The organism is Limnohabitans sp., from assembly GCF_031539105.1.
Lineage (GTDB): Bacteria > Pseudomonadota > Gammaproteobacteria > Burkholderiales > Burkholderiaceae_C > Limnohabitans.
This window is the reverse complement of sequence record NZ_JAVKLM010000008.1, coordinates 101,246-126,957: the sequence shown is the minus strand read 5'-3', so window position 1 is coordinate 126,957 and position 25,712 is coordinate 101,246. Positions and strand designations below refer to the sequence as shown.

Here is a 25,712-nt window from a genome sequence, read left to right as displayed (position 1 = left end):
GTGAGGTTTAAGAATGGGCCGGTTCCTGGTCGGCCTCGATAGCTTTTAATAAGTTGTCGGGCGTGAATGGCATGGCGCGCATGCGCACACCGATGGCATCAAAAATGGCGTTGGCAATGGCCGCGCAGGTGGGGCCTGAACTGCACTCGCCAGCTCCTAGTGAGGGCTCGTGGGGATGCGACATCAGTGAGACTTCAACAGCCGGCATGTCGCTGAATTTCAAAATGGGGTAGCTTGCCCAGCTGTTAGAGGTGATGCCTTGGGCGCTGAGTTGTGTGGCCTCGTTCAAGGCCCAACTGGCTGCCTGAAGTGCACCGCCTTCGATTTGGTTGACTGCCCCATTGGCATCCACCACACACCCCAGATCTGTGGCAATCCAAAGCTTGTGCAGTTTTACTTTTTCTGCCACCACCAATTCAACGACGACTGCGCAATACGCCCCCGTGTTTTTGTAGCGCGCATAGGCCAAGCCGCGTCCCCAGCCTTCTGGTCTATCAGCCGAATGAGTTGTCCAGCCCGACATCTTGGCCGCTGTTTGCAGCACAGCCACTGCACGCGCTTGTCCTGCACTGCGCAGGTGTGCCAAACGAAAGGCAAGTGGGTCTTGCGAGCATCGCAAAGCCAATTCGTCCATGAATGATTCAGCTGCAAATACATTCGCAGGTGCACCCAAGGCGCGCATGGCTGAGACGCGAAAGGGCATGTTGAGCACGCGGTGGTTCAGCACCTTGACCGAGCCGATGTCATAAGGTGGTTGCGCATTGCGCTCAGAGCCTCCGCCAACGGCCATGGCTGCATTGACTGCCATCGTCACGGGTTGTGGATCAGCGCATTGCCATGTGCCAAGTAAGGCTGGAGTTTTGCCACGACCAGGACGCGTGCCGTGGCCTTGGCTCCAAACGGTTTGGGTCCATTCTTCAATATGACCTTCAGCACTCAATCCAGCTTGAATTTCCACCGCCATGGCGGGCGCCAAGGGCGCATGGCCCAACTCTGCTTGTCGTGTCCACTGCACACGCACGGGGCGACCTGGCAATAGTTTGGCCAGCCACGCGGCATCGAAAGCCACATCGTCTGCACCGTTGTGGCCATAGCAGCCCGCGCCCTCCACGTGGGAGACCTGCACCTGCTCAGTTGGCATGTCAAACGCCAAAGCCACATCGCGACGCAAGTTGTAAATGCCTTGGCTGTGGCTCCACACTTCTAATTTTTTTTCGTCATCTGTCCATTGCGCCAAAGCACAGCACAGGCCAATGGAGGCATGCTGCAAATAGGGACGATGAAATTCGACACGCACATGCTGTGCGCTTGTTGTCTGCGCGCTGGTTGTGTTGTCGAACACCACCGTGGTGTCTAGCGTTTGTGCTTTGAGCCAAGTTGGCAAATCATTGGCGTCGGGCACTTGCGCATTGCAGCGCCAATATTTGCCTTGTGCCACACCGTCTTCGATGTGTCGCACGATTCTGGACAGAGCATATTCCGTGTCGGTCAGAACACCGAGCAGCAATCCTTCGTGATGCGCCGCCAGCACACTAGGTTGTGATTGCAAATAACTGACCAAGGCTTGCATGTCGTGCGCAATGACTTCAGCGGCGAGCGTGCCAGGCCTGAACACCATGCCGTGGCACATTCCTGGCAACACACGGTCGTGGATGTATTCAAACTCACCAAACACTTTGCTTGCGACATCGGGCCGAAACATTGAAGCTTGTGTCTGCGATGCCTCGAAGTCTTGCCTCGCATGAGGTGACTGCACCTGTGTGGTGTCGATGGTGCTCTGCCACATCTCAGCAGACGTGAGTTCGGCATAGCTGGCGGTTTGATTTGTCACATGCACAGAGAACTCGCCATTTGTGCATGCAACAGCAGCCACGTCCACACCGCAACGTTGTGACATTGTCAAACGGCACATTTCTCGCCAATGCGCAGCGGCGCATCGCAAGGCGGCGCCTGAGTGCTGGACCGACAAGCTGCCAGACGTCACCGCTTCATCTGGGCTCGTGTGGGTGCTGGCTGGCACCATGTCGATATGTGCTGGCGAGAGACGCAACTCTTGCGCCACGATGAGCCGCAGTGCGTGTGAAATGCCTTGCCCCAAATCGACTTTGCCTGAGAACGCTTGCACCTGGCCCGATGCGCTCAAGCCCAGCCATTGATGCAAAAAAGGGTGTGCTTTGAGCGATTCCGACATCACAACGCCGCAGACTGAGTGGCTACTTTTTCGATGGCACGAATCACGCGGTTGTGCGCACCGCAGCGGCACAAGTGGCCATCGAGCGCTTGCACAATCTCTTGCCGTGTGGGGTGTGCCTGACGTTTGAGCAGGGCGGCCGCGGACATCAAAATGCCGCTGGTGCAAAAACCGCATTGCATGGCTTGTTCTTCAATGAACGCGGATTGCAAGGCATGCGGAGCTTCACGTGTTCCTAGGCCTTCCACCGTGGTGATTTGTTTGCCTTGCACCGACCACAACGGGGTTTCACACGCCGCCACGGCATGGCCATCAAGCATGACGCGACAGGCGCCACACTCCCCTTGACCGCAACCCATGCGCGTGGCTTTGAGATTCAGGGTGTTACGCAACACATCGAGCAAGGTTTGTCCTGTCTGGTCTTGCACCGACACCTCGCGCCCGTTGACGTGAAACGCCACCTCCGAGTTGCTCATGGTTTAGTCTGCTTTCGCGCCAGACACCTTCACGATATTGGCCCACTTGGCAATGTCGGCGTTTAAATATTGTTCAAACTCTGCCACGCTCATCGACAAGGGAACCGCACCTTGTTTGGCCCATGTGCTTTTGACTTCAGGGTTGTTCACAATCTTGCGCATTGCGGCGTTGAGTTTGGTCACAATATCAGCCGGTGTGCCTTTGGGCGCCATGAAGCCCAGCCAAATGGTGGCTTCGTATTTGGGCACGGTTTCGGCCACGGTGGGCACGTCGGGTAAGTTGGTTGAGCGAGTCAAGCCTGTGGCACCAAGCATGCGGACTTGGCCATTGCGAGCAAATTCAGCCATGGTGGTTTCGGCATCAAACATCACATCCACTTGGCCACCTACGATGTCGGTGCGCGCGCCCGAGCTGCCTTTGTAGGGCACATGTGTCATGTCCACGCCCGCCATGTATTTAAACAACTCACCGGCCATGTGGTAAGGCGTGCCGTTGCCTGACGAGGCGAAGTTAATCTTGCCTGGTTTGGATTTGGCCAAGGCCACCAACTCAGCCACGTTCTTCACTGGGACAGACGGGTGCACCACCAACAGCAGGTTGGAATAGTTCACAGGCGCGATGCCCACGAAATCTTTCATCAAAGCAAACGGCTTTTTGGGAATGAGTGATTCATTCACCGTTTGGGTGTTGGACATCATCAACAAGGTATAGCCGTCTGCGGGGGATTTGGCCGCGAAATCAGTACCGATGATGGAGCCTGCGCCTGGCTTGTTGTCAATCACAAAAGGTTGCTTGAGTTCATCGGTCAAGCGCTGCGCCATGAAGCGCGCATAGTTATCGGCAGGGCCGCCGGCAGCAAATGGCACCACGATTTTCACGGGGCGGTTGGGGTAGCTTTGTGCATGCGCAAGGCCAGAACCGAGGGCCAAAGCGACAGCGATGAGTTTGAGAGTGCGGGGAAAGTGAATCATTTTCGTCTCCGTTGTGGAAGGGTCAGTCAACTTTGCCAATGCGTGCCACGAGGGCACTCATGTCTTTGGCATCCGCTTGCACGAAGCGCTCAAAGTCAGGGGCATCTTGGTACATGAAGGCGGTACCTGAGGCCGTTAACGCGCCCATAGCACGTGCATCTTGTGCAGCAAACTTGGCAGCTTGGCGCAAGCTGTCCACCACGGCGGCAGGTGTGTCGGCGGGCACAAACATGCCAGACCATTGAGAGTAATGAATCGGCACGCCCAACTCTTTGAAGCTAGGCACATCGGGCATGCTGGCCAAGCGGCCATCACCCCAATGCGCCAAGGCACGCAAGCGTCCTGATGAAATTTGTTGTTTGACACTGGCAGGTCCGGTGGAGACCGCATCAATTTGGCCGCTGAGCAACGACATCACCGCAGGTGCTGCGCCTGTGTAGGGAACATGCAGCATGAAGGTGGAGGTCGCAACTTTGAGTTGCTCCATCGGCACATGCATGGTGCCGTAGTTGCCGGAAGAGCCAAACGAAATTTTGCCGGGGTTAGCCTTGGCGTAAGCGATGAACTCAGCATAGGTTTTCCATGGGCTGTCGCTGCGCACCACTAGCACGGTAGGGTCGGCGGTAAACCGTGCGATGGGCTTGAGCTGGTTCACCTGAAACATGGGTGCGCGTTGCAAAATTTTGTCGGCTTCAGGCAGCACCACCAAAGAAGACAGAGACATGAGCACGGTGTAGCCATCGCCTTTTGACTTGGCGACTTGCGCCATGCCAATGCCACCGCCTGCGCCGCCTTTGTTTTCCACCACGATGGGTTGCTTCAAATAGCGCGACATGGCCTCTGCCACTGGACGACCAACCGTATCAGCGACGCCGCCGGGTGGGAAGGGCACCACCATGGTGACGGGCTTCATGGGGTAGGTCTGTGCCATTGCCGTGAGGCCGCTGAAGGCAGCAGGGATGGCGATGACCATACTCAGCGCACCACGTATCCATTGACGTCGTTTCATGTTTGTCTCCTTCAAGGATTTGACCAGCAGGTCAGGGAAATGCCTGCCTGCTTTTGTAGTTTCAAACGAAGCGGTTTTCGATGCTGCCCAGGCCGTCGATTTCGACCTTGATCACATCGCCTTTGGCGATGTAGCGCGGTGGGGTCAAGCCCATGCCTACGCCAGCCGGTGTGCCCGTGGCGATGATGTCGCCGGGGTACAGCGTGATGCCGCGTGAGATGGTTTCGATCAGTGTGGGGATGTCGAAAATCATGTTCTCTGTCGGGCCGTCTTGGCGCAACTCGCCGTTGACCCAGCAACGCACGCGGGTGTTGCGGCCATCCATTTCGTCCGCTGTGACGATCCATGGACCCATGGGGCAGAAGGTGTCAAACGACTTGCCCATGTCCCATTGTTGGTGGCGCATTTGCACGTCGCGTGCGGTCACGTCGTTGACCACGGTGTAGCCAAAGACATGGCTCATGGCATCGGCTTGGCTGATGTTTTTGCCGCCCTTGCCAATGATCACCGCCAGTTCGGCTTCGTAGTCGATTTGGTCAGAGATGGCAGCGCCTGGCAGGTGCACATCGGCAGTTGGGCCGACCACGCACTCGGGCACTTTGGTGAACACGATGGGCCAAGCTTTGGTGTCGGTGTTGCTGTCTTTGAAGACCGAGGCTTGCAGCTCTTTGGCGTGCGCGTGGTAGTTGCGGCCGACGCACCAGACGTTGCGGCGTGGCACAGGCAAGGGTGCTTCGAGGTGAACATGTGTGATGTCGTGAGGTGTACCCACTAACGCTGGTAGTGCATGGCCTGCGACGAGCGCATCAATGATGGGCTGAGCACCATGATGGGCTTGTTCTTCGGTGAGTGCGAAGGCCGTGATGTGGTGGCCGTCTGCAGAAACTTGACCCACATGACGTTGGCCGTTGAGCTTGAAAGTAGCGATGCGCAAAATATTCTCCTGAAATGAATCATTGGTTTGTCTTGGACCAATTAAATCATCATAGGGAGTGTCTTTCTTCAAGCAAGACACGCAAGAGACAACGGCTGTCGTAGCTTAAAGCTCTAAAGCTTCCCAAACCCGATACGCCGCATACGCATCGTTGGCGGCATAAATGAGCTGCGATTCGCTCAAATGTAGATTAGCCCAGTTGCTAGTGGCTGCTTTTTTAGACTTTTGAAAACGCTGCTTAAACAGCACCGCCACTGCGCCTTTGACGCCCATTTCTTTGCGATAGCCCTGAGCCCTAAAAATGCTGTTCAGCTCCAAGATCCCCGCAGGTTCCACGCCAAATTTTTGGATGATGCGTTTGCGGTCGTCGCCCAATCCAAAGCCCGCTTTGACGATGCCAGGGCGGGCCAACAAGTCGGCGGCCACGGCTTTGCAATCCGGGTCTTGCAGCTGGAACACCCACGCGCGCTCGCCAGTGGAGAGCTGCAAAACATGGGGTCCATCAGACGCTTCGCCCACACGGAACGTGGGTTTAGATTCGGTGTCAAAGCCCCACGCGCGTGAGGCGATCAAGGCATCGTGTGCGAGCTGAGCTTGCTTGGCCGTATTGACCAAGGTGATGCGGTCTAGCCCTACGCGCTCAAATGCAGGGAGCAGTGCGATGGCTTCTTTGTCGGGGGTATCTAGGCGCTGTGTCATGTGTGGCTGAAGGGAGGTCAACGCTTCTTAGATTTGTGCGCCGTTTTCTTGTTTTTCTCAATCGCCTCTTTGCGCACGGCACGTTCGGCGTCGGCAATTTTTCCTTCGGCCAGCCAAGCGGCAAATTGCTCGGGTGTTTCTAGCGTCACGCGCCCCAGCGCAGAAGTGCGGAAATCGTGGATGACGATGTGCGCGGTTTTGGTGGTGTTGATGCGTCCACCGCTTTGCACCGCGCCGCGCTTGTGGCCAATGGCGTCCAACATCTCTTCATCGGTGTGGCTGGCCACGTCGTCGATGTTGTAGCGCTGGTGCAGCACCTCGGGGTAATGGGGAATGAGGTAGTTGAGCAGCTCCAGCGCCACAGTTTCTTCGTCAAACGCGTTCACGCCAATCGCACCGCTGGCAGCTAAGTTGAAGCCGCTTTGCTCGACGATGATGCGCGGCCACAGCACACCGGGGGTGTCGTACAAATAAAAGTCATCGGCCAAGGCAATGCGTTGCTCTATCTTGGTCACGCCAGCTTCGTCACCCGTTTTGGCGGCGCGTTTGCCTTTGAGGGTGTTGATGAGGGTGGATTTGCCCACGTTGGGAATGCCGCAAATGAGCACGCGCATGGGCTTGACCATGCCGCCACGGTTGGGCGCGAGTTGTTGGCAGGCGTCAATCAGCGCTTTGGCGGGCGAAGTCATGCTGGTATCTAGGCCAATGGCGCGTACGCCGGGCATGGCGTTGTAGTGGGCCAACCACATGGCTGTGCGGGCGGGATCAGCCAAGTCTTGTTTGCTAAGCACCTTGAGTGCGGGCTTGGTTTTGATGAGCTCGGCCAACATGGGGTTGGCGCTGGAGCCGGGCAAGCGGGCATCGAGCATTTCGATGACGACGTCAATCTCTTTGATGCGCTCCCCAATCGCCTTGCGCGTGAGGTGCATGTGTCCGGGGAACCATTGAATCGCCATAAAAGAGCCGCTACTGACCTGAGGATGAAAGGGTGTGATTGTCGGTCACGAATGGTGGGTCAGTACATGCAACCGCACATGCACGTCATCCGTCAAATCGACAGCTTGCTGATGCTTGGCTTTGAGGTAGTGCGCCGTGAACACATCAAAGTAGGCATTCAGGGCTTGTGCGGCCAGCGTGTCATTCGCTAGCTCTAGGCACATGGAACCCACTTCTGCGGTGCAAAAGTGTGCTTCGCTTTGGGCGCGGCGCAGCGTGTAGCGGGACAGTTGTTCGGGGTGCAGGCTGAGCACGGGGAAGTTTTGCAGGTAAGGGCTTTTGCGAAACATTTTGCGGGCTTCGTCCCATGTGCCGTCTAACAGGATGAACAGTGGGCGCTTGTCCATCGTGCTTTGCACTTCATGCACCACACGTTCGGGGTCAGCGAACTCTGCAGGGAACACCACATAAGGTTGCCATTGTGGGTCGCTTAAGAGCGTGAGTAACTCGGGCACGACTTCGGTGCGTGCCCAGCCAAAGGCAAATGTGTCGGCCACCACATCGGCAATCAGCCAACCGGTGTTGCTGGGTTTGAGTGGCTCGATGTCGGCCATGAGCAAACACATGCCTGTGCGCGTGGCCACCTTGGGGCGCAGGGCACAAATGCAATGTGTGGGAACCAAGCGGCAGCCGCTGCAGCGTTCACCTTTGGGGCCGCCACGCGCAAGAAAGGGTTTGACGCTGCGGGCGAGGCGGGCTGCGCGTAGGCGAGCAACGGCGTGAGGCACGGCTTACTCAGCGACGTTGCATTCGCGGCGCAAGAGTGACAGCGCGTCGTGCAGTTTGTAGTCGTGGTCGCTCTCTAGTGTGTCTAAGGCTTCGTCAAGGAATGAAGTCCACATCTCGATATAGCCTTCCTGGTGCTCGACGGGAGCGTTGGCTTGGATGAACGCGGTAGCCAGCTCTGGCTGCATGCCAGACTTGCGGATTTTGCGAATCAAGCTGGTTGCTGTTTTCTCAGACAAAAGTGTTTTGCCGTTGCTACCTGCGGCAATGCAAAGGAAGAGCGTGAGCAACGAGCTGTCGTCGCTGTGGCCGCCCGTGGCTTTGGTCCACGCGGCAGAGGTTTGGCGGTCAAAGTGGTCGACCTCGGACAAACCGTCTTCCACCCAAAAGTAGCGGCCGACAAAAGCAGGTGTTTGGTTGAACAGTTTTTGGCATGTGATGGCACTGCCCAAAATTTTGGGCAGATCAGCTTCAACGCTGAGTCGCACTTGCTCTACCGCCGCCTTAAATTCAGCGGGTAAGTTTTTGGGTACGGCCAAATGGATGGTTTTGGTCGGGCTGGGTTTGCGCAGGGTTGCGATGATTTTTTGAAACGCCACCCAATCTGGCATGTCTTTGTGTTTGGTGGCTGCAGCTAAAAGTGCGGTGCGGATGACAGCCTCGGCGTCGCAGCCTGCTTCTTCTAAATCGTCAGCGTGCAGCCCGAGTTGGTCGGCGAACCAAATGGCAGCGTCGATGACGTGGGCCACTTGTTGGCGCTTGGCCAGCTCGGCTTGGTAGTCGGCTAAGTTGCACAGCGACCACTTGGCCAATTGCGGAATATGTTTGTCGCTGAAGCCGCCATGCTCGTTCATGCCAAAGTGCGTGTTTTGCGGCATGACGATGAGGGCTTTGAGCATGTCAGATGCCGCTTTAGAGCGTGACATGAATGAGTGCTCGCGCAGATGCTCAGCGGCTTTGCGCAAATCGCCCCCGCTTTGAATTTGCAGCGTGAGGCTGACCATGTTGACGATGCGGTCCTTGGCTTTTTCTAGCTCAGGACGCAAAAACTCACTGCCAAAGTAACGTGCAATTTGCACCATGCCCTTAGGTGCGTCAGTTTGAATAGCCTCTAGCTTCGCTGGGTCCAACACGCCGTGTTGCACGCCGTAGGCCAACACCTTTTCAAAGAAAGGGCGGTCATCAAAAAGGGCAACAGATTGCGTCATGTTTGTTGGTTGGCTTAGATGGCAGATTCTTCGTCAGAGTCACGTGCGGCTGGCGTGGCTTGGCCGCGGTCGGTGGCGCTGGTTTCTACGCGGTCATCGTCTTCTTCCTCGTCTTCTTCAGACAGCCCTGCATCGTAGGCGCGCGCTTTGGCGCGCAGCACCAGCAGCATCTCAATGAAGAGGTCTGGAATTTTGTGGCGCAAAATCCAAGCGAGTTGCATCCAGTCTTGGTCGGCCACTTCGTCTTCTTCGACGCGGGGCTTCACATAGGCGGAGCCGAGCAGGGCGCTTTCAGACAGCATGTCGCCGTCGTCTTCCATGGTGTCAAACGTACCGGTGCGGGCGAAGGCTTCGATGCGGCTCCACTTTTCGCTGAAGTAATCGGCCAGCGCTTCTGCACCGCCCTCTAAATCGCCAATGGCGGTGAGGAACTCAACCGTGTCTGCGTCTTCGCGAAAAATGATGGAGTTCATCATGCCGCGCAGGTGGGTGCGAGTCAGGTCTTTGTATTGTTTTTCAATCACCACGGCGCGCGCAAATTGCTCGGGCGTGACCAACAGGTTGATGACCGATTCTTTGGAGGTGTCGTACTCGCGAATCACGGCCAAGATGTCTTTGGGCGGCAGCTGCTCCAGCACCACCATCAGAGCTTGGTCGCCCTCGGCATCGGCCAGTTCAACCAATGCAGCTTCTGCACCCGTGATGTCGCCTGCGGCAATGAGGCTTTGCGTTTTGGCAATGAGGGTGAGGGCATTGGCATTTGTGTTGCGCTGGTCGGTCATGACGGTTCCTTATTCTTTGCTGTCGAAGCCTTGCTCAACCATCCACGCGTTGCCGGCTTCTTCGCGTTCACGGGCTTCGCGCTCTTCGCTGTCATCGTCCTGCCCGGCCTGGTCGCCGCGTTCGACGTTTTGCAAATCTTCGTCGGCATCTGCCGCGTTTGACTGTGCGCCGCCGCGCATTGGCGTGCCGTGCATGTACTCCAGCGCAGCGGCCACCGTCATGAACCATGCGCCCACGGGCTCTGCCAAGATTTGCTCGACCATGGGTTGTGCCCAAGGCGCAATGCGCACGCCTTCAGACAACGCATCCCAGCTCAGCAAATCATCTGCATCGCGCGTGATGAAGTGGGCCATCAACTCGGGCTCGTGAAACTCAAACGCTTGGTGCAGCACCACGGCCACCATCTCTGGGTTGAGGTCCATCATCTGCAACAAAAAGCCCAGCTCTTTGCGCTTTTCGGTCAAGCGCTTGTCGAGGATGTAGTGGCCTTCGGAGTCCGAGTTGAGGTCGTCCAACTCGGCTTGGTAGGCCGAGCGCAGCTCTTGGAAGAATGGGGAAATGCTCATGGTGCTTTTTTCAAAACTTGTTGAAAGTAACCTTGCCAAATGTCGCGTGCCGTTTGTGCGGGGTCGTCCAGCAGGTTGCGGCGGCGGTTGTCGTCGTAGGCTTTGCGTTTGTCGTCGTCTGACAGCACGTCATAGGCTTCTTGCACTTCACGAAAACGTGCGGGCGCGTCTTCGGCAGCGTTGCGGTCAGGGTGAAACTGCGAGGCTTTTTGGCGGAACGCGCGTTTGATGTCCGCCAGCGTGGCATCGCTTTTGAGTCCAAGGGAGGCGTAGTGTTCAGACACGGAATTAAAGCGCTTGCTTGAGGCGAATCTCTTCCACCTTGACGGGGCCCATGGGCACGGTCTTGGCGCTGGACATTTCGCGCTTGAAGCCAGCCAACTCATGAAAACGCATGGCGCGGTCGTTGGCAATCGGCACCCAGATGGACACATGGGTGCAGCCTTCTTCCTGCAGGCCTTCACGGGCAGCGTCCCACAAAGCCAGGCCGACGCCTTTGCCCCAGTAAGCCGCATCCACGTAGATGTCCCAAATTTCGCCTAAGGTGTTGGGTGTGCCTGCGTCGCGTGAGCGGTCATAGCCCACAAAGCCAATGAGGGTGCTGCCGTCGACGGCCACTTGCACTTGAGGTTCGGCGTATTCAATGGCTTCGCGCCAGTAAACGGTGTTTTTCTCTTCGGGCACCGGCAGCACTTTGGCGCCGGTTTGCATAGTTTTGAAAGCTTCTTTGGCTGTTGCTGTGTAGAGCTCGGCAATTTTGGCGGCGTCGCGCATCGTGGCGGGACGGACTTCAACGTGTGTCAGGTCGGACATGGAGGGAGAGAATTTCGTAATCGGTAAAGACCACTATTGTCCCAGCAAAACCGACCCCTGCTGAGACTTGGGTAGAGTAGTGCCTTCGCTGCTTGCAGCCTTCTTTTTCAAACTCCCCACCCCATGCTCATTCTTGCCCCGATGGAGGGCTTGCTCGATTTTGTGCTGCGCGACGTGCTGACCCGCATTGGCGGGGTGGACCGCTGCGTGTCCGAGTTCATCCGCGTCACCAACACCTTGCTGCCCGAGCGCACGTTTTTGCGCATCGTGCCCGAGCTGACGAACGGTGGGCGCACCTTTGCGGGCGTGCCGGTGCGGCCACAGTTATTGGGGTCTGACCCGCAATGTTTGGCCGACAACGCCGCGCGAGTGGCGGGCATGGGCTGCGATGGGGTGGACCTGAACTTTGGCTGCCCCGCCAAGCAAGTCAACCGTCACGGCGGCGGCTCGGTGTTGCTGCAAGACCCTGAGGTGCTGTACCAAATTGTGCGAGCCGTCCGTGCCGCTGTGCCCGCTCATCAAGTGGTGTCTGCCAAGATGCGCTTGGGGTTTAACGACGACAGCACCGCCGAAGAATGCGCCTTGGCACTCGAGGCGGGCGGAGCCAGCGAAATTGTGGTGCACGCCCGCACCAAGGCTGATGCCTATCGGCCCCCCGCGTATTGGCACCGCATTGCCGACATCAAAGCCAAGGTCAAAACGCCGTTGGTGGCGAACGGCGAAATTTGGAATGTGCAAGATGCAGTCAACGCCCGTGCCGAGTCGGGCTGTTTTGACTTGATGCTGGGCCGAGGCATCGTCACCAACCCCGGACTTGGCTGGTCTATCCAAGCGCACGACGCCGCTGCAAAGGGTTTGCCTGCCCCCGCACCCGAGCTGCGCTGGCAAGACTTGCCGCCGCACCTCCAAACGTTTTGGCAAATTGTGTCGGGCCATGTGAGTGAGCGTCACCAAGCAGGGCGTCTGAAACAATGGCTCAATTTTTTGCGCAAGTACTACCCCGAGGCCGAGGCTGCCTATCAACATGTGCGCACCTTGACCAGCCCCAAAGATATCAACGCTTGGTTTGACGCCACCCGAGCCAACTCTGAACACGTATGACCGACAACAACAGCCCAGACAATTCCCAAGCAAACGGCTTTGCGCAAGAGCCCCGCCTGTGGCAAAACGAAACCTGGACGGCCAAGGTCATCAAAAACGACGATGACGACGGCTGGGCGGTCGCCATGTTCAAAGACGGCGAATCTGAAGCTGCCTTGATTGGCCCGTGGACCATGGGCCGCGACAAAAAGAACCCCAAGCCGCTGGATGGCACGGCGTTTATCACCTTGGTGAAAACCGCCTCAGAGTTTGTGCGTCGTAGCGAGCAGCAGTTACACGCTACGCTGCACCAGTCGGTCACGGTCAATGGCAAAACTGGTCGCGTCACCGTGCTGCTAGACATCGTGCCAGACGACGACAACCCCTACGCCACACTGTGCGCCCAAGACGAGGGTGGCGACACGCTGGCTGAGGTGCATGTGGAGGCGGGCTTCAAGCTCAACCGCACTACCGCGCAGGCATGGGTGGATGCGGGCTTTGAGAAGCCCAATGGTGCACGGGATTAAGGCAAGGTGTCGCACAAACACCTTCATCCTTGGCAAGTCATCACAGGCGGCATTTGCGGTTTGGTGTTGACCATTGGCTTGGCGCGCTTTGCCTACACGCCACTGCTGCCCAGTTTGCAAATTCAAACCGGATTGACCGATGCCGCCGCAGGTGGCTTGGCCGCTGTCAATTACGCGGGCTACATGAGCGGCGCATTGGCAGCCACATGGATTGACGATGTGCGTTGGCGGCATTGGCTTTACAGCGCTGGCTTGTGGATGGCGTTGTTGACGGTGGCTGCGATGGCCCTCACGACATGGATGCCCGCTTGGGCTTTGATTCGCTACATCGGTGGTTTGTGCGGCGCCACTGGCATGTTGCTGGGTTCGGGTTTGGTGTTGGGTTGGTTGATACGTCAGGGGCGCAGGCCTGAGCTGGGTTTGTATTTCATTGGCTTGGGGCTGGGCATCGTGGTGTCTGCTCTGGGAGCCTGGGCTTTGGCGCAGCTTTGGCCTACATGGTCTGATCAATGGTTGGCGTTTGCTGTCTTGGGCTTGGTGTTTTTTGTGCCCGCTTGGAAGTGGCGCCCTCCCGTGCCGCCGAAAGTTGTGGTGTCGCATGACGCCGTGGTCGCTGTTTTGGGATCGCGCCGTTGGACTTGGACCATGTTGAGCAGCTACTTCGCGGCTGGCTGGGGCTTTGTGATCAGCGCCACCTTCACCGTGGCGATTGTGGAACGCGAACCTGCGCTGGCGGGCCAAGGTCCACTGGCTTGGGCGATGGTCGGCATGGCAGCGATGCCTGCTGTGTTTGTTTGGGATTTGGTGGCGCGGCGCGTGGGCGATAAACAGGCGTTGCTGTTGGCGTTTGGTTTGCAAACGCTCTCTGTCATGTTGCCTGCGATGTCGGGCGAGCTTTGGGCCGCGTTGGCGGGCGCGGTGGGTTATGGCGCCACGTTCATCGGCATTGTGAGCATGACCTTGGCGTTGGTGGGACGCAGAGCGCCTAGCAATCCGGGCAAGGCGATGGCCAAACTCACGCTCAGCTACGGCGCGGCGCAAATGTTGGCCCCCGTGGTAGCGGGCTACATGGCGCAGACCACGGGCACGTTCAAAGGTGCGTTGTGGCTGACCGCTGGGGTGATGGCTGTTGGCATGGCTTTGCTAGCGACCTTGCCCAAAGACAGCGAAAACCCCGATCGCTGACATTGCAGCGCAGGCACGACAATAGGGGCCTGCTTCTTGGCACATTCCGCAATTTTTATAAGCGATACCGACAGTGCCTACACACAGTTTTATTCCCGGCAAAGACGCGCCGCTCGAATCCACCATCAACACCCTACAAGCCAAGTTGCAAGCGATGGGGTTTCATATTCAAGAGAAAAGTTGGCTCAATCCCGTGGAAGGCATTTGGTCGGTCCACATCCGCGACCGCGATTGCCCTGCGTTGTTTGCCAATGGCAAAGGCGCGACTCGCATGGCTTGTTTGGCCAGTGCACTGGGGGAGTTTTTTGAGCGCTTAGCCACCAATTATTTTTGGACGCATTTCTATCTCGGGCCCCTCACAGCCGATGCCTCGTTTGTGCATTACCCGCAAGAACGTTGGTTTGATTTGACCGACGACGGCTCTTGGCCCAAGGGCTTGCTCAATCCTGAACTGCACAAGTTTTACAACCCAGAAGGCAACATTGATTGCGCCAACTTGGTGGACTTCAACTCGGGCAATATGGAGCGCGGCATTTGCGCCATCCCCTATGTGCGCCAACGCGACGCTTCGACGGCCTACATTCCTGTCAACATCATTGGCAACTTGTATGTGAGCAACGGCATGTCTGCAGGTAACACCGCGCTAGAGGCCCGCACACAAGCTTTGTCGGAGATTTTCGAGCGCCATGTGAAAGCCAAAATCATCAGCCAAGGCATTTGCTTGCCCGATGTGCCTGAAGCCGTGATTAACCGCTACCCTCGCATCGCAGCAGGCATTGTGGCCTTGCGTGCGGCAGGCTTTGGCATTTTGGTGAAAGACGCATCACTCGGCGGCAAGTACCCCGTGATGAACGTGACCTTGTTGCACCCCGAAGACCAAGGCTGCTTTGCCAGCTTTGGTGCACATCCACGTTTTGAGGTGGCGCTAGAGCGTGCCTTGACCGAGTTGCTGCAAGGCCGAGCGCTGGACACTTTGGTGGGCTTCCCTGCGCCTACGTTTGATTTAGACGAGGCAGCCAGCGCACCCAACATTGAAATTCATTTCGTGGATTCGAGCGGTGTGATTCACTGGGAGTTCTTGGGCGAAATTCCAGACCACGTGTTTGTGGACTGGAACTTTGCCAACACCACGGCCGAAGACTATGCGTATTGTGTGAAGCGCATCCACGACGATGGCTTTGATATTTACGTTGCCGACTTCGAGCACTTGGGCGTGTACGCCTGTCGCATTTTGGTGCCTGGCATGTCCGAGATTTACCCCGTCGACGACCTCGACTTCGAGAACAACAGCATCGCCAACGAAATGCGCGAAGCTATCCTGAATTTGACTGACCTTGACAACGAAGAGTGCTCAGACTTGTTGGCGTCGTTGAACGAGTCCAACTTGGCTGATGAGCGCCCAGTGGCGGGCTTGATTGGCATGGCCGCAGACGCAGGCAGTTTTTGGGCTGACTTGCGTGTGGGCGAACTCAAAACCATGCTGGCCTTGGCCTGCGGTGATGAAGCGGCCACGGTCGAGGGCTGTGAATGGATTCGCCACTTTGACCAAATTTCACAGCAACGCCGCGCGGTGTATGCGTGTATCGAAACCTTGGTGTTGCTCACGGACCGTGGCGACACAGCGCCCTATGTGGGCGCGATTCGCCAGCTGTTTGGGGCGGGTGTGTTTGAACAAGCCCACGCCCTCATCATGCAAACCGACCGTTTCATGGGCATCTCAGCGCCAGGTTTGATGATGGAGGGCTGCGAGATGCAACACAAGCTGTGGGCTGCCTACGAGAAGGTGCAGACCCTGAAGTTTTAGATCCCCAAACTCTCCAGCACCACCACGCCTTTGGGCGTTTGCAGTGTGGCTTTGAGGTTGGCTGCGCCCTCGGTCACGCTGACGCGACTTAGCTCAATCGCGTCATAGGCAGCTTGCAGTTTGGCAGCACTGGGGTGCGTGACTTCTAGGCTTTGGAGCGTCACACCCGATCGTGTGAGGGTGTTGCGAGGGTGGAGTTTGAGCGGGTCGGTTGCTTCTGGCTTGCCCCATTGGATGAGGGTGGGCATGCATCCGTCAAACAGACGTTGGCCATCGGCGCGCACCGAGATTTGCCAATTGAGTGTGCCGCGATTTGTCCGGCGGCTGGCTGAGATGGCGGGGCCGCGGTCAATGCCTTGCATGCGAACGGCCATGCGTGCAGCCTTGAGGTCAGGGGTGTTCACCACAAAGTGCACCAAGCGAGGTTCTTTGGCCACAGCTTTTTGCAGTTCAGGCTGGTCCATGTCGAACCAGCGCGTGGGGCAGGCGCGTTTGGGGCGCACGGCGCTGGGGTCAATCGCGATGATTTCCAGATATGCCATGGGATTGGCGGGGGACGCAATTTTAAAAAGGCGGTTGTGCGTGCCGTACAGCGTGTGTTCGCCGCCGGGGCCTGGCGTGATGCCCAGTGTGTCTTCACACCATTGCACGCCTTGTTCTAGGCTTTTGGCAACGATGACGAGGTGGTCTATTTGTGTGTGCATGGAGCAGCACCATACCACTAGGCTTCGTTGAGTCTTTGACGCAGTTCAGTTTTCAGCACTTTGCCGTAGTTGTTTTTGGGCAAGTGACTGACCAGCTCGTAGCGTTTGGGGCGTTTAAAGCGTGCGATCTCGGCTAAGCAAAACGCGTCCAGTGCTTGCGTGGTGAGTGTGACGCCTGTTTGCGGCACTACAAAAGCCACAATGATTTCGCCCCACTCGGGGTCAGGCGCACCCACCACGGCCACTTCGCTCACGCCGGGTGCTTGCAACAGAACTTCTTCTACTTCGCGTGGGTACACGTTTGAGCCGCCGCTGATGATGAGGTCTTTGCTTCGGTCTTTGAGGGTCAAAAAACCATGGGCGTCTAAGCAACCCATGTCGCCCGTGAACAACCAGCCATCGCGAATCGCGGCTTTCGTCGCTTCTTGGTTACGCCAGTAGCCCGCCATGACGCTGTCACTTTTGATGAGCACTTCACCCACTTCGCCTAAGGCCAAGTCGTGGCCCTGTTCATCGGTGATGCGAATTTGCACGGGCGTTTGGGCCACACCGATGGAGGCCAAACGTTGTGTGTGTTCCGGGTGGGTGGTGTCGCTCAAATGAAAGCGCGACAGCGCAGTGCCCACCATGGGGCTTTCGCCTTGTCCATAAATTTGCACAAAGCGCGGCCCCATGATGCGCAGGGCACGTTGGATGTCTGCTGCATACATGGGTGCGCCGCCATAGACGATGGTTTTGAAGGAGCGTGCGCAGTCTGCTGGGTTGAGTTCTTGTTGTTCTGCATGGTCAACCAAACGCTTGACGATGGTGGGGGCTGCAAACAGCGACAGTGGTCCAAGCGATGTGCCAAGCTCAAACAGCTCTGCGGCGTCAAAGCCGCCTGAAGCTGGAACCACATGCCTTGCACCGGCCATCAAATGAGGAATGGCATACAAGCCTGCGCCATGCGACATGGGTGCAGCGTAGGCGATGGCGTCTTGGTCAGAGATGGCATCCACATCGGTGAAGTAGGCGAGACCCATGGTCATCAAATTGCGGTGGGTGATCATCACGCCTTTTGGACGGCCAGTGGTGCCGCTGGTATAAAAGAGCCAAGCGAGGTCATTTGCATGCCTCTCAGTGATTGGTTTGGTTGGGGCAAGGTCTTCGCTGTCTGGCATGGCCCACAAGGCATTGGCTTCTTTGCTGTCCACATCGATCACGCGCTCTAGGTCTTGTAACTGTTCGCCAATGTCGACGGTGACGTCCGTTGTGACAAAGGCCCAGCTGGCTTGGGCGTTGTCGACAATCCATTGCGCCTCGCGCACATGTAGTTTGGCGTTGATGGGCACCACGGCGAGCCCGGCCCACCAAGCGCCAAACATGACTTCAAGGTAGCGTGGGTGGTTGTGCATGAACAGGGCGATGCGGTCGCCCGGTTTCAGGCCCGCTGCTGCAAATTGTTGCGCGAGGTGAGCGCTGCGTTGTGCCCATCGTGCGTAGCTGGCCACGGCTTGCGTGCCATGAAAGAGTGCGGGGCGCGTCGGGTACTGACGCGCCATGCGCAATAGCAAATGGGCAAGGTTCAACGAAATCTCTCCACAAAGAAGCCAATGGGTGAACGATACAACGATTAACTGTGGGAGGATTCAGGCCTTATGAATTTCAGCAACTCCGTGGGTGAACGCCCCTCAGAAGGCGAACGCCTTTCCAAACGCATCATGCAATTGCGCGATTGTTCCCGCCGTGAGGCCGAGCAATACATCGAGGCGGGGTTTGTGCGCGTCGACGGCGTGGTGGTCCAAGAGCCTCAGTTTCGTGTGACCACGCAAAACGTGGCGGTAGATGCGCATGCCAGTTTGCTTCATTTGTTGTCGGTCACTTTGATATTGAACAAGCCCGTTGGCTGGACCGATGGTTTGGAACCTTTGCCAACGCAAAAGCCAGTGACGCGACCAGTCGCTGCCGGCCGAGGTGCACCACCTCGCGCGCCGCGAGGTCCGCAAAACGTGCGCAGCTTGCTCACAGCTGAGCACCACAGCAAGCACGACCACAGTGGCGTGCGTTTGATGAAGAGCCACTTGGCCAAACTCGACGCCAGCGTGCCATTGGAATACGAAGCCAGCGGCTTGGTGGCTTTCACGCAAGACTTCCGCGTGCAGCGCAAGCTGATGGAAGACATGGCCTTTATCGAGCAAGAGCTGATCGTGGATGTGCGTGGTGAGGTGTTGCCCGATGGCCTGCGTCCCATAGAACGTGCCATGCGTGACGAACGTCTGCGCTTGCCTGATTTTAAAATCAGCGTGGGCAGTGCCAACCCAGAGCGCAGCAAGTTGCGCTTGGCAGTGAAAGGCGCGCACTTGGGCTTAACGCCTTATTTGTGCGAGCTGGCTGGCTTGGAAATTTTGGCGATGCGTCGCATCCGATTAGGACGCGTGAGCTTGGGGGATTTGGAAGAGGGCGCTTGGCGCTACTTGGCCGAAGGTGAAAGGTTTTAATAAAAGTGAATGCCGCAATGAAAATTCTATGTGTCGTTTTGGCTTGTGCAATGTTGCAGGCTTGTACCGTGCTTGCAGTTGCTGATGTCGCAGCTTCCACCGTCGTTTATGGCGTGAAAACGACCGTCAATGTGATCGATGCTGTGACGCCCGATATCGTCAATAAGAAAAAAGAAACCCCTAAAGATAAATAGGGGTGATTTAGTTTTTTGTAGATTCCGACTTAGGTTCTACGCGACGAGCACCAGTGAACCGTCGATCCCAATAGGCTTGGCGCATATCGTCGACCCGCACCTGTTGGCCCGGCTTGGGTGAGTGGATGAACTTGTTGTCTCCCACATAAATGCCCACATGGCTGAAGGTTTGGCGCATGGTGTTGAAAAATACCAAGTCGCCCGGTTTCAAATCTTGCTTGTCGATTTTTTCTGTGGCTGCGGCTTGCTCGCTGGCGCGGCGCGGCAACACTTTGCCCACGGTTTGCTCGAACATCGAGCGCACAAACCCGCTGCAATCAAAACCCGTGCTGGCGTTGGTTCCGCCGCGACGGTAAGGCACGCCTAAGAATGTCATGGCGTTGACCACCAAGTCGGATGCTGTGTCGCCCACCGTTTCTCGCATTTGGTCCATTTGCGCGACGATGCCGCGTTCAGCCAAATAGCGCTCAATGTCGTCTGCTGCATTGTTCGACGGCGCAGCATGTGCACTGGCGACGCCGCAGAAGATGAGTAGGAGGAGGGAGCGTTTCAACATAGCCGGAGGATTGTAACTGTTTTATCTGCGAAAACTTATCAAATGCAAGGGCTAAGTGGTTGATTTGACTAGGGTTAATCCTGAATCAAGTCGTCTTAATTGGGCTCAGATTCGTGATCGTCGATACTTGGCCTTTTCTAAAAACCTATTTGTATTGCCTATGTTGCTCGACGACCAAGAATCACAACTCGTGCTGGTGGATTACCAAGCCCGACTGATGCCCGCTATTTTTGAGGCCGATTTGGTGCTGGCCAATGCCATGCGTTTGGCTCAAGCCGCGCACTGGATGGAGGTGCCAACCTACGGCACCGAGCAAAACCCAGACAAGTTGGGGCAAAACCCAGCAGAGTTGCGCGCCTTGTGCCGCCGCACCATCCCCAAAATGAGTTTCAGTGCGTGCCCTGATGGACTGAGCGAAGTGCTGCGTCCAGCCGCCCGCGCCCCATCTGGCAACGCACGCAGCTTGCCCAAGCATTTGCAAAAGGCCGTGCCGCAAGAGCCCACGCGCCAAAGCATCGTCATCGCCGGTTGTGAAGCCCATGTGTGTTTGCTGCAAACGGCTTTGGACTTGTTGGAAGAAGAATACGCCGTTTGGGTGGTCACCGATGCTTGCGGTTCGCGCACCGAGCGCAACCGCGATGCCGCGTTTGACCGCTTGGCTGGCGCGGGTGCCGAGTTGGTGACGACCGAGATGGTGTTGTTTGAGTGGCTGCGCACGGCTGAAGCCGATCCGTTCAAAGAAATTCAGGCGCTTATCAAGTAAACGGTCACTTTTTTGGGATGAGGGTATTTACTCAGCCGAAAAGTCAGCTTCTTGCAAGTCCGTCCTTCTCATAATTATGAATTCAGTACAGATTTGTTTTTAGGAGAAGTTGATGGTTGCTTTCGCAGATTTTCACCGCCGTTCCATTGAGGACCGTGACGCTTTTTGGTCGGAGCAGGCCAAACTGGTGGACTGGGAGACCCCGCCACAACAGATCTGCGATTACAGCAACCCGCCTTTTGCCAAGTGGTTCGTGGGCGGCAAGACCAACCTGTGCCACAACGCGGTGGACCGTCACCTCAAAGACCGCGCTGACCAAGCGGCGTTGATCTTTGTATCAACCGAAACTAACCTAGAACATATCTATAGCTTTCGTGACCTGCACGCCGAAGTGCAGCGCATGGCAGCAATCTTGAAAGACCTCGGCGTGGTCAAAGGCGATCGTGTCTTGATCTACATGCCCATGATTGCCGAAGCGGCATTTGCCATGTTGGCTTGCGCACGTTTGGGGGCGATTCACTCGGTGGTGTTCGGCGGCTTTGCCTCTCACTCGTTGGCCAGCCGCATTGAAGATGCGTCGCCCAAGGTCATCATCAGCGCTGACGCGGGTTCACGCGGCGGCAAGGGCGTGCCTTACAAGCCATTGCTGGACGAAGCCATCAAGTTGTCGGCGCATAAGCCCACCAACGTGATCATGGTCGACCGCAAGCTGGCCGCATTCACACCCGTGGGCGGCCGCGACGTAGACTACGCCACCGAGCGCGCCAGGCACATGGACACGGTGGTGCCTTGCGAGTGGGTTGAGTCCACTCACCCCAGCTACACCTTGTACACATCGGGCACAACGGGCAAGCCAAAAGGTGTGCAACGTGACACCGGTGGCTACACCGTGGCGCTGGCCGCCAGCCTCCCCAATATTTTTGAAGGCAAACCTGGCGGCACCTTCTTTTGCACCAGCGACATCGGCTGGGTCGTCGGCCACAGTTACATCATCTATGGCCCGCTGATCGGTGGCATGGCCACCATCCTGTACGAAGGTCTACCGATTCGCCCCGACGGTGGTATTTGGTGGAGCTTGGTTGAGAAATACAAGGTCAACGTCATGTTCAGCGCGCCCACGGCCATTCGTGTGTTGAAAAAGCAGGACCCCGCACTGCTCACCAAGTACGACCTGTCCAGCCTGCAAGCCCTGTTCCTGGCCGGTGAGCCGCTGGACGAGCCGACCGCCAAGTGGATTTCCGAAGGTCTGAACGGCAAGCCCATCATCGACAACTACTGGCAGACCGAAACCGGTTGGCCGATTCTGAGCATTTGCAACGGCGTAGAAAAAGCGTCTAGCAAGTTCGGCTCGCCCGGTAAAGCCATTTACGGCTACAACGTCAAGCTGGTCGACGACCAAACGGGCGAAGAGCTGACCGGTGCCAACCAAAAGGGCGTGCTCACCATCGAAGGCCCTTTGCCGCCCGGCAACCTCCAAACCATCTGGGGTGACGACAAGCGTTTTGTCAGCACCTATTGGAATACGGTGCCAAACAAACTCGTCTACAGCACCTTTGATTGGGCTGTGCGGGATGAGGATGGTTACTACTTCATCTTGGGCCGTACCGACGACGTGATCAACGTGGCCGGTCACCGCTTGGGCACCCGTGAAATCGAAGAGAGCATCTCTAGCCACCCCAACATTGCCGAAGTGGCTGTGGTGGGCGTGGCCGATCAGCTCAAAGGTCAAGTGGCCATGGCGTTTGCCATCGCCAAAGACACGTCAGGCTTGACTGACGATGCCACGCGCAAGGCTTTGGAAGCGGAAGTTATGAAAGTGGTGGACAGTCAATTGGGCGCTGTGGCTCGCCCGTCGCGTGTGATTTTTGTGTCTGCTTTGCCTAAAACACGCAGTGGCAAATTGCTGCGTCGTGCCATTCAGGCGGTCGCAGAAGGCCGTGACCCTGGCGACTTGACGACCATGGACGACCCAGCTGCATTGCAGCAGATCAAGGACCAAATCGGCTAACTAAGGTGCGTACGGCTGTTTCGGTGGCACAATCTTGGGTGTTGCTTAGGTCAATCCTGACCAAAGTCGCATCCGCTAACCGGTCCAGCCGTGTCGCGGAGGTTTTTTTCCAACCAACTAATGTTTCCCGAAGGGAAACGGAGGTCAGCGCAAATGAGTGAGACAACAGTCTATCAAGCCTATTCAGGCAATACCCATCTCTTCGGGGGCAACACCCCTTACGTCGAAGAGATGTATGAAAACTATCTAGCCAACCCAGGTAGCGTGCCCGATTCGTGGCGCGAGTACTTCGATGCACTTCAGCACGTCCCCGCAGTCGATGGCTCAAACGCCAAAGACGTGCCCCACTTGCCCGTCATCAACGCCTTTGCTGAACGCGCCAAAGCCGGCGGCACCAAAGTCGTCATGGCCAGCGAAAACGTTGAGATGGGTCGCAAGCGCACAGCAGTGCAGCAGCTCATCGCCGCTTACCGCAATGTGGGTCAACGCTGGGCAGACCTCGATCCACTCAAGCGCACTGAGCGCCCCAATATTCCTGACCTCGATCCCGCTTTCTACGGCTTCACCGATGCCGATCAAGAAACCGTGTTCGACACCAGCAACACATTTTTCGGCAAGAACAACATGTCCTTGCGCGAATTGCTCAACGCTTTGCGTGAAACCTACTGCGGTACCTTGGGTGCCGAGTTCATGTACACGTCCGAAATGGGCGAAAAGCGTTGGTGGCAAGAAAAGTTGGAAGGCATCCGCAGCAAGCCCAACTTCAACTCCGACAAAAAGAAAGCCATCCTTGAGCGCTTGACCGCAGCTGAAGGTTTGGAGCGTTACCTCCACACCAAATATGTGGGCCAAAAGCGCTTCTCGCTTGAAGGTGGCGAAAGCTTCATCGCCGCGATGGACGAACTGATTCAACAAGCAGGTCTGAAGGGCGTGCAAGAAGTTGTGATCGGTATGGCTCACCGTGGCCGTTTGAACGTGTTGGTCAACACCATGCGCAAGTTGCCAGCTGACTTGTTCGCTGAGTTCGACCACACAGCCCCTGAAGATTTACCATCGGGCGACGTCAAGTATCACCAAGGTTTCAGCTCTGATGTGTCGACTGCAGGTGGCCCCGTTCACTTGTCTTTGGCTTTCAACCCCTCACACTTAGAAATCGTGAACCCCGTGGTCGAAGGCTCTGTACGCGCCCGCATGGACCGCCGCGCTGACCCAACAGGCAGCCAAGTGTTGCCCGTGTTGGTGCACGGTGACGCCGCTTTCGGCGGCCAAGGCGTGAACCAAGAAACTTTGGCTTTGGCCCAAACCCGTGGTTACACCACCGGCGGCACAGTGCACATCATCGTGAACAACCAAATCGGTTTCACCACCTCTGACCCACGCGACATGCGCTCTAGCGTGTTCTGTACCGATATCGTCAAGATGGTCGAGGCGCCCGTGTTGCACGTCAATGGTGATGACCCAGAAGCCGTCGTGTTGGCCACCCAGTTGGCGCTCGAGTACCGCTTGACGTTCCGCAAAGACGTGGTGCTGGACATCGTGTGTTTCCGTAAACTCGGCCACAACGAGCAAGACACACCAGCCCTGACCCAGCCGCTGATGTACAAAAAAATCGCTGCGCATCCAGGCACTCGCAAATTGTTTGCCGACAAGTTGGCGACGCAAGGCTTGGGCGAGACATTAGGCGACGACATGGTCAAGGCTTACCGCTCCGCTTTGGATGCAGGCAAGCACACCGATGATCCTGTGTTGACCAACTTCAAAACCAAGTTCACCGTGGACTGGTCACCCTTCATGGGCAAGAAGTGGACCGACGCGGGTGACACCGCCATCCCAATGTCCGAGTGGAAACGCTTGGCTGAAAAGATCACCACCATTCCCGCATCCGTTACGCCTCACCAGTTGGTGAAAAAGGTGTACGACGACCGCGCAGCCATGGGCCGTGGCGACACGCCAGTGGATTGGGGCATGGGCGAGCACATGGCGTTCGCCTCGTTGGTGGCCAGCGGCTACCCCGTGCGTTTGTCGGGTGAAGATTGCGGCCGTGGCACGTTCACACACCGCCATGCTGTGATTCACGACCAAAAGCGTGAAAAGTGGGATATCGGCACTTACGTTGCATTGCAAAACGTGACCGAAAACCAAGCGTCCTTCACCGTGATCGACTCGATCTTGTCAGAAGAAGCTGTGCTCGGTTTTGAATACGGTTACGCTTCGAACGACCCCAACACCTTGGTGATTTGGGAAGCCCAGTTCGGCGACTTTGCCAACGGTGCCCAAGTGGTGATCGACCAGTTTATCGCCTCTGGCGAAGTGAAGTGGGGCCGTGTGAACGGTTTGACTTTGATGCTGCCACACGGCTACGAAGGCCAAGGCCCAGAGCACAGCTCTGCACGCCTAGAGCGTTTCATGCAATTGGCCGCAGACACCAACATGCAGATCGTGCAGCCCACCACAGCCAGCCAGATCTTCCACGTGTTGCGTCGTCAAATGGTGCGTGACTTGCGCAAGCCATTGATCATCTTCACACCGAAGTCCTTGTTGCGTAACAAAGACGCGACTTCGCCTGTGTCTGAATTCACCAAGGGTTCGTTCCAAACCATCATTCCTGAGAACAAAGCGCTCAAGGCCGACAAAGTCAAACGCGTGTTGGTGTGCTCAGGCAAGGTGTACTACGACTTGGTCAAGAAGCGTGAAGAGTTGGGTGCCGACGACGTGGCAATTTTGCGCGCCGAACAGCTCTACCCATTCCCACACAAAGCTTTTGCGGCTGAACTCAAGAAGTACCCCAACGCCACTGAATTGGTGTGGACCCAAGACGAGCCACAAAACCAAGGCGCATGGTTCTTCGTGCAGCACTACATCCACGAAAACATGTTGCCCGGCCAAAAGCTTGGCTACTCTGGCCGCGCAGCGTCTGCTTCGCCTGCCGTGGGTTACTCACACTTGCATCAAGAGCAGCAAAAGTCGCTGGTCGAAGGTGCATTCGGCAAGCTCAAGGGCTTCGTGCTGACCAAATAAATCGTTGAATCGAACACACCAAT

Annotated in this window: 25 protein-coding genes; 9 read left to right on the top strand and 16 right to left on the bottom strand. The window is 56.8% G+C overall.

Annotated features, from left to right (window positions below; all coding sequences use genetic code 11):
• Positions 1–7: 7 nt before the first annotated feature.
• From RMR24_RS01700 to RMR24_RS01640, 13 genes are all read right to left on the bottom strand, one after another.
• A complete protein-coding gene (locus tag RMR24_RS01700; protein ID WP_310613355.1) occupies positions 8–2,191 on the bottom strand; it encodes a molybdopterin cofactor-binding domain-containing protein in 2,184 nt (727 codons plus the stop codon).
• Positions 2,191–2,667, bottom strand: a complete 477-nt coding sequence (locus RMR24_RS01695) for a 2Fe-2S iron-sulfur cluster-binding protein (RefSeq protein ID WP_310613354.1) — start codon at positions 2,665–2,667, stop codon at positions 2,191–2,193. The genes RMR24_RS01700 and RMR24_RS01695 overlap by 1 nt, the downstream gene beginning before the upstream one ends.
• A gap of 3 nt (positions 2,668–2,670) precedes the next feature.
• The gene (locus RMR24_RS01690) at positions 2,671–3,639 is read right to left on the bottom strand and encodes a tripartite tricarboxylate transporter substrate binding protein (RefSeq protein WP_310613353.1); all 969 of its coding nucleotides are present in this window, start codon (positions 3,637–3,639) and stop codon (positions 2,671–2,673) included.
• 22 nt (positions 3,640–3,661) lie between these two features.
• Positions 3,662–4,648: a tripartite tricarboxylate transporter substrate binding protein gene (locus tag RMR24_RS01685; RefSeq protein WP_310613352.1), complete on the bottom strand. Its 987-nt coding sequence runs from the start codon at positions 4,646–4,648 to the stop codon at positions 3,662–3,664.
• Positions 4,649–4,709: 61 nt separating this feature from the next.
• Complete coding sequence (locus RMR24_RS01680) at positions 4,710–5,582, bottom strand: fumarylacetoacetate hydrolase family protein (protein WP_310613351.1); 873 nt, start codon at positions 5,580–5,582, stop codon at positions 4,710–4,712.
• Positions 5,583–5,687: 105 nt separating this feature from the next.
• On the bottom strand, positions 5,688–6,281 hold the full coding sequence (locus RMR24_RS01675; RefSeq protein ID WP_310613350.1) for a 3'-5' exonuclease: 594 nt from the start codon (positions 6,279–6,281) through the stop codon (positions 5,688–5,690).
• Positions 6,282–6,298: 17 nt separating this feature from the next.
• Positions 6,299–7,237: a ribosome biogenesis GTPase YlqF gene (gene ylqF / locus RMR24_RS01670; protein WP_310613349.1), complete on the bottom strand. Its 939-nt coding sequence runs from the start codon at positions 7,235–7,237 to the stop codon at positions 6,299–6,301.
• A 45-nt stretch (positions 7,238–7,282) separates the two neighbouring features.
• A complete protein-coding gene (locus RMR24_RS01665) occupies positions 7,283–8,005 on the bottom strand; it encodes a tRNA-uridine aminocarboxypropyltransferase (RefSeq protein WP_310613348.1) in 723 nt (240 codons plus the stop codon).
• A gap of 3 nt (positions 8,006–8,008) precedes the next feature.
• Positions 8,009–9,211 (bottom strand): hypothetical protein, encoded by a 1,203-nt coding sequence (locus tag RMR24_RS01660; RefSeq protein WP_310613347.1) that lies wholly within the window; start codon positions 9,209–9,211, stop codon positions 8,009–8,011.
• Between the two features lie 14 nt (positions 9,212–9,225).
• Positions 9,226–9,993 carry a hypothetical protein gene (locus tag RMR24_RS01655; RefSeq protein WP_310613346.1) on the bottom strand — a complete coding sequence of 256 codons (768 nt, stop codon included), beginning with the start codon at positions 9,991–9,993 and terminating at the stop codon, positions 9,226–9,228.
• Between the two features lie 9 nt (positions 9,994–10,002).
• Positions 10,003–10,560, bottom strand: coding sequence for a hypothetical protein (locus tag RMR24_RS01650; RefSeq protein ID WP_310613345.1), 558 nt, complete (start codon positions 10,558–10,560; stop codon positions 10,003–10,005).
• Positions 10,557–10,844, bottom strand: coding sequence for a DnaJ domain-containing protein (locus RMR24_RS01645; protein WP_310613344.1), 288 nt, complete (start codon positions 10,842–10,844; stop codon positions 10,557–10,559). The genes RMR24_RS01650 and RMR24_RS01645 overlap by 4 nt, the downstream gene beginning before the upstream one ends.
• A gap of 4 nt (positions 10,845–10,848) precedes the next feature.
• Complete coding sequence (locus RMR24_RS01640) at positions 10,849–11,364, bottom strand: GNAT family N-acetyltransferase (RefSeq protein ID WP_310613397.1); 516 nt, start codon at positions 11,362–11,364, stop codon at positions 10,849–10,851.
• 132 nt (positions 11,365–11,496) lie between these two features.
• On the opposite strand from RMR24_RS01640, the gene RMR24_RS01635 reads away from it, so the two are divergent.
• From RMR24_RS01635 to ycaO, 4 genes are all read left to right on the top strand, one after another.
• On the top strand, positions 11,497–12,474 hold the full coding sequence (locus tag RMR24_RS01635; RefSeq protein ID WP_310613343.1) for a tRNA-dihydrouridine synthase: 978 nt from the start codon (positions 11,497–11,499) through the stop codon (positions 12,472–12,474).
• Positions 12,471–12,980, top strand: coding sequence for a hypothetical protein (locus RMR24_RS01630; protein ID WP_310613342.1), 510 nt, complete (start codon positions 12,471–12,473; stop codon positions 12,978–12,980). Before RMR24_RS01635 ends, RMR24_RS01630 begins: the two co-directional genes overlap by 4 nt.
• 6 nt (positions 12,981–12,986) lie before the next feature.
• Positions 12,987–14,165 (top strand): YbfB/YjiJ family MFS transporter, encoded by a 1,179-nt coding sequence (locus RMR24_RS01625; protein ID WP_310613341.1) that lies wholly within the window; start codon positions 12,987–12,989, stop codon positions 14,163–14,165.
• Between the two features lie 73 nt (positions 14,166–14,238).
• Positions 14,239–15,969 (top strand): 30S ribosomal protein S12 methylthiotransferase accessory factor YcaO, encoded by a 1,731-nt coding sequence (gene ycaO, locus RMR24_RS01620; RefSeq protein WP_310613340.1) that lies wholly within the window; start codon positions 14,239–14,241, stop codon positions 15,967–15,969.
• On the opposite strand, the gene RMR24_RS01615 is transcribed toward ycaO, so the two are convergent.
• Positions 15,966–16,673: a VOC family protein gene (locus tag RMR24_RS01615; RefSeq protein ID WP_310613339.1), complete on the bottom strand. Its 708-nt coding sequence runs from the start codon at positions 16,671–16,673 to the stop codon at positions 15,966–15,968. The genes ycaO and RMR24_RS01615 overlap by 4 nt on opposite strands.
• Before the next feature lie 17 nt (positions 16,674–16,690).
• Positions 16,691–18,241: an AMP-binding protein gene (locus tag RMR24_RS01610; protein ID WP_310613338.1), complete on the bottom strand. Its 1,551-nt coding sequence runs from the start codon at positions 18,239–18,241 to the stop codon at positions 16,691–16,693.
• A 69-nt stretch (positions 18,242–18,310) separates the two neighbouring features.
• On the opposite strand from RMR24_RS01610, the gene RMR24_RS01605 reads away from it, so the two are divergent.
• The gene (locus RMR24_RS01605) at positions 18,311–19,150 is read left to right on the top strand and encodes an RNA pseudouridine synthase (protein WP_310613337.1); all 840 of its coding nucleotides are present in this window, start codon (positions 18,311–18,313) and stop codon (positions 19,148–19,150) included.
• Between the two features lie 5 nt (positions 19,151–19,155).
• The gene (locus tag RMR24_RS01600; protein ID WP_310613336.1) at positions 19,156–19,344 is read left to right on the top strand and encodes a hypothetical protein; all 189 of its coding nucleotides are present in this window, start codon (positions 19,156–19,158) and stop codon (positions 19,342–19,344) included.
• 7 nt (positions 19,345–19,351) lie between these two features.
• On the opposite strand, the gene RMR24_RS01595 is transcribed toward RMR24_RS01600, so the two are convergent.
• On the bottom strand, positions 19,352–19,900 hold the full coding sequence (locus tag RMR24_RS01595) for a C40 family peptidase (protein WP_310613335.1): 549 nt from the start codon (positions 19,898–19,900) through the stop codon (positions 19,352–19,354).
• A gap of 160 nt (positions 19,901–20,060) precedes the next feature.
• Here RMR24_RS01595 and RMR24_RS01590 point away from each other — a divergent pair, with 160 nt between their 5' ends.
• The 3 genes from RMR24_RS01590 (at position 20,061) to RMR24_RS01580 (ending at position 25,689) form a co-directional block, all read left to right on the top strand.
• Positions 20,061–20,663, top strand: a complete 603-nt coding sequence (locus tag RMR24_RS01590) for an isochorismatase family protein (RefSeq protein ID WP_310613334.1) — start codon at positions 20,061–20,063, stop codon at positions 20,661–20,663.
• A 112-nt stretch (positions 20,664–20,775) separates the two neighbouring features.
• Complete coding sequence (locus RMR24_RS01585) at positions 20,776–22,671, top strand: propionate--CoA ligase (protein ID WP_310613333.1); 1,896 nt, start codon at positions 20,776–20,778, stop codon at positions 22,669–22,671.
• Between the two features lie 153 nt (positions 22,672–22,824).
• On the top strand, positions 22,825–25,689 hold the full coding sequence (locus RMR24_RS01580; RefSeq protein ID WP_310613332.1) for a 2-oxoglutarate dehydrogenase E1 component: 2,865 nt from the start codon (positions 22,825–22,827) through the stop codon (positions 25,687–25,689).
• Positions 25,690–25,712: the final 23 nt, after the last annotated feature.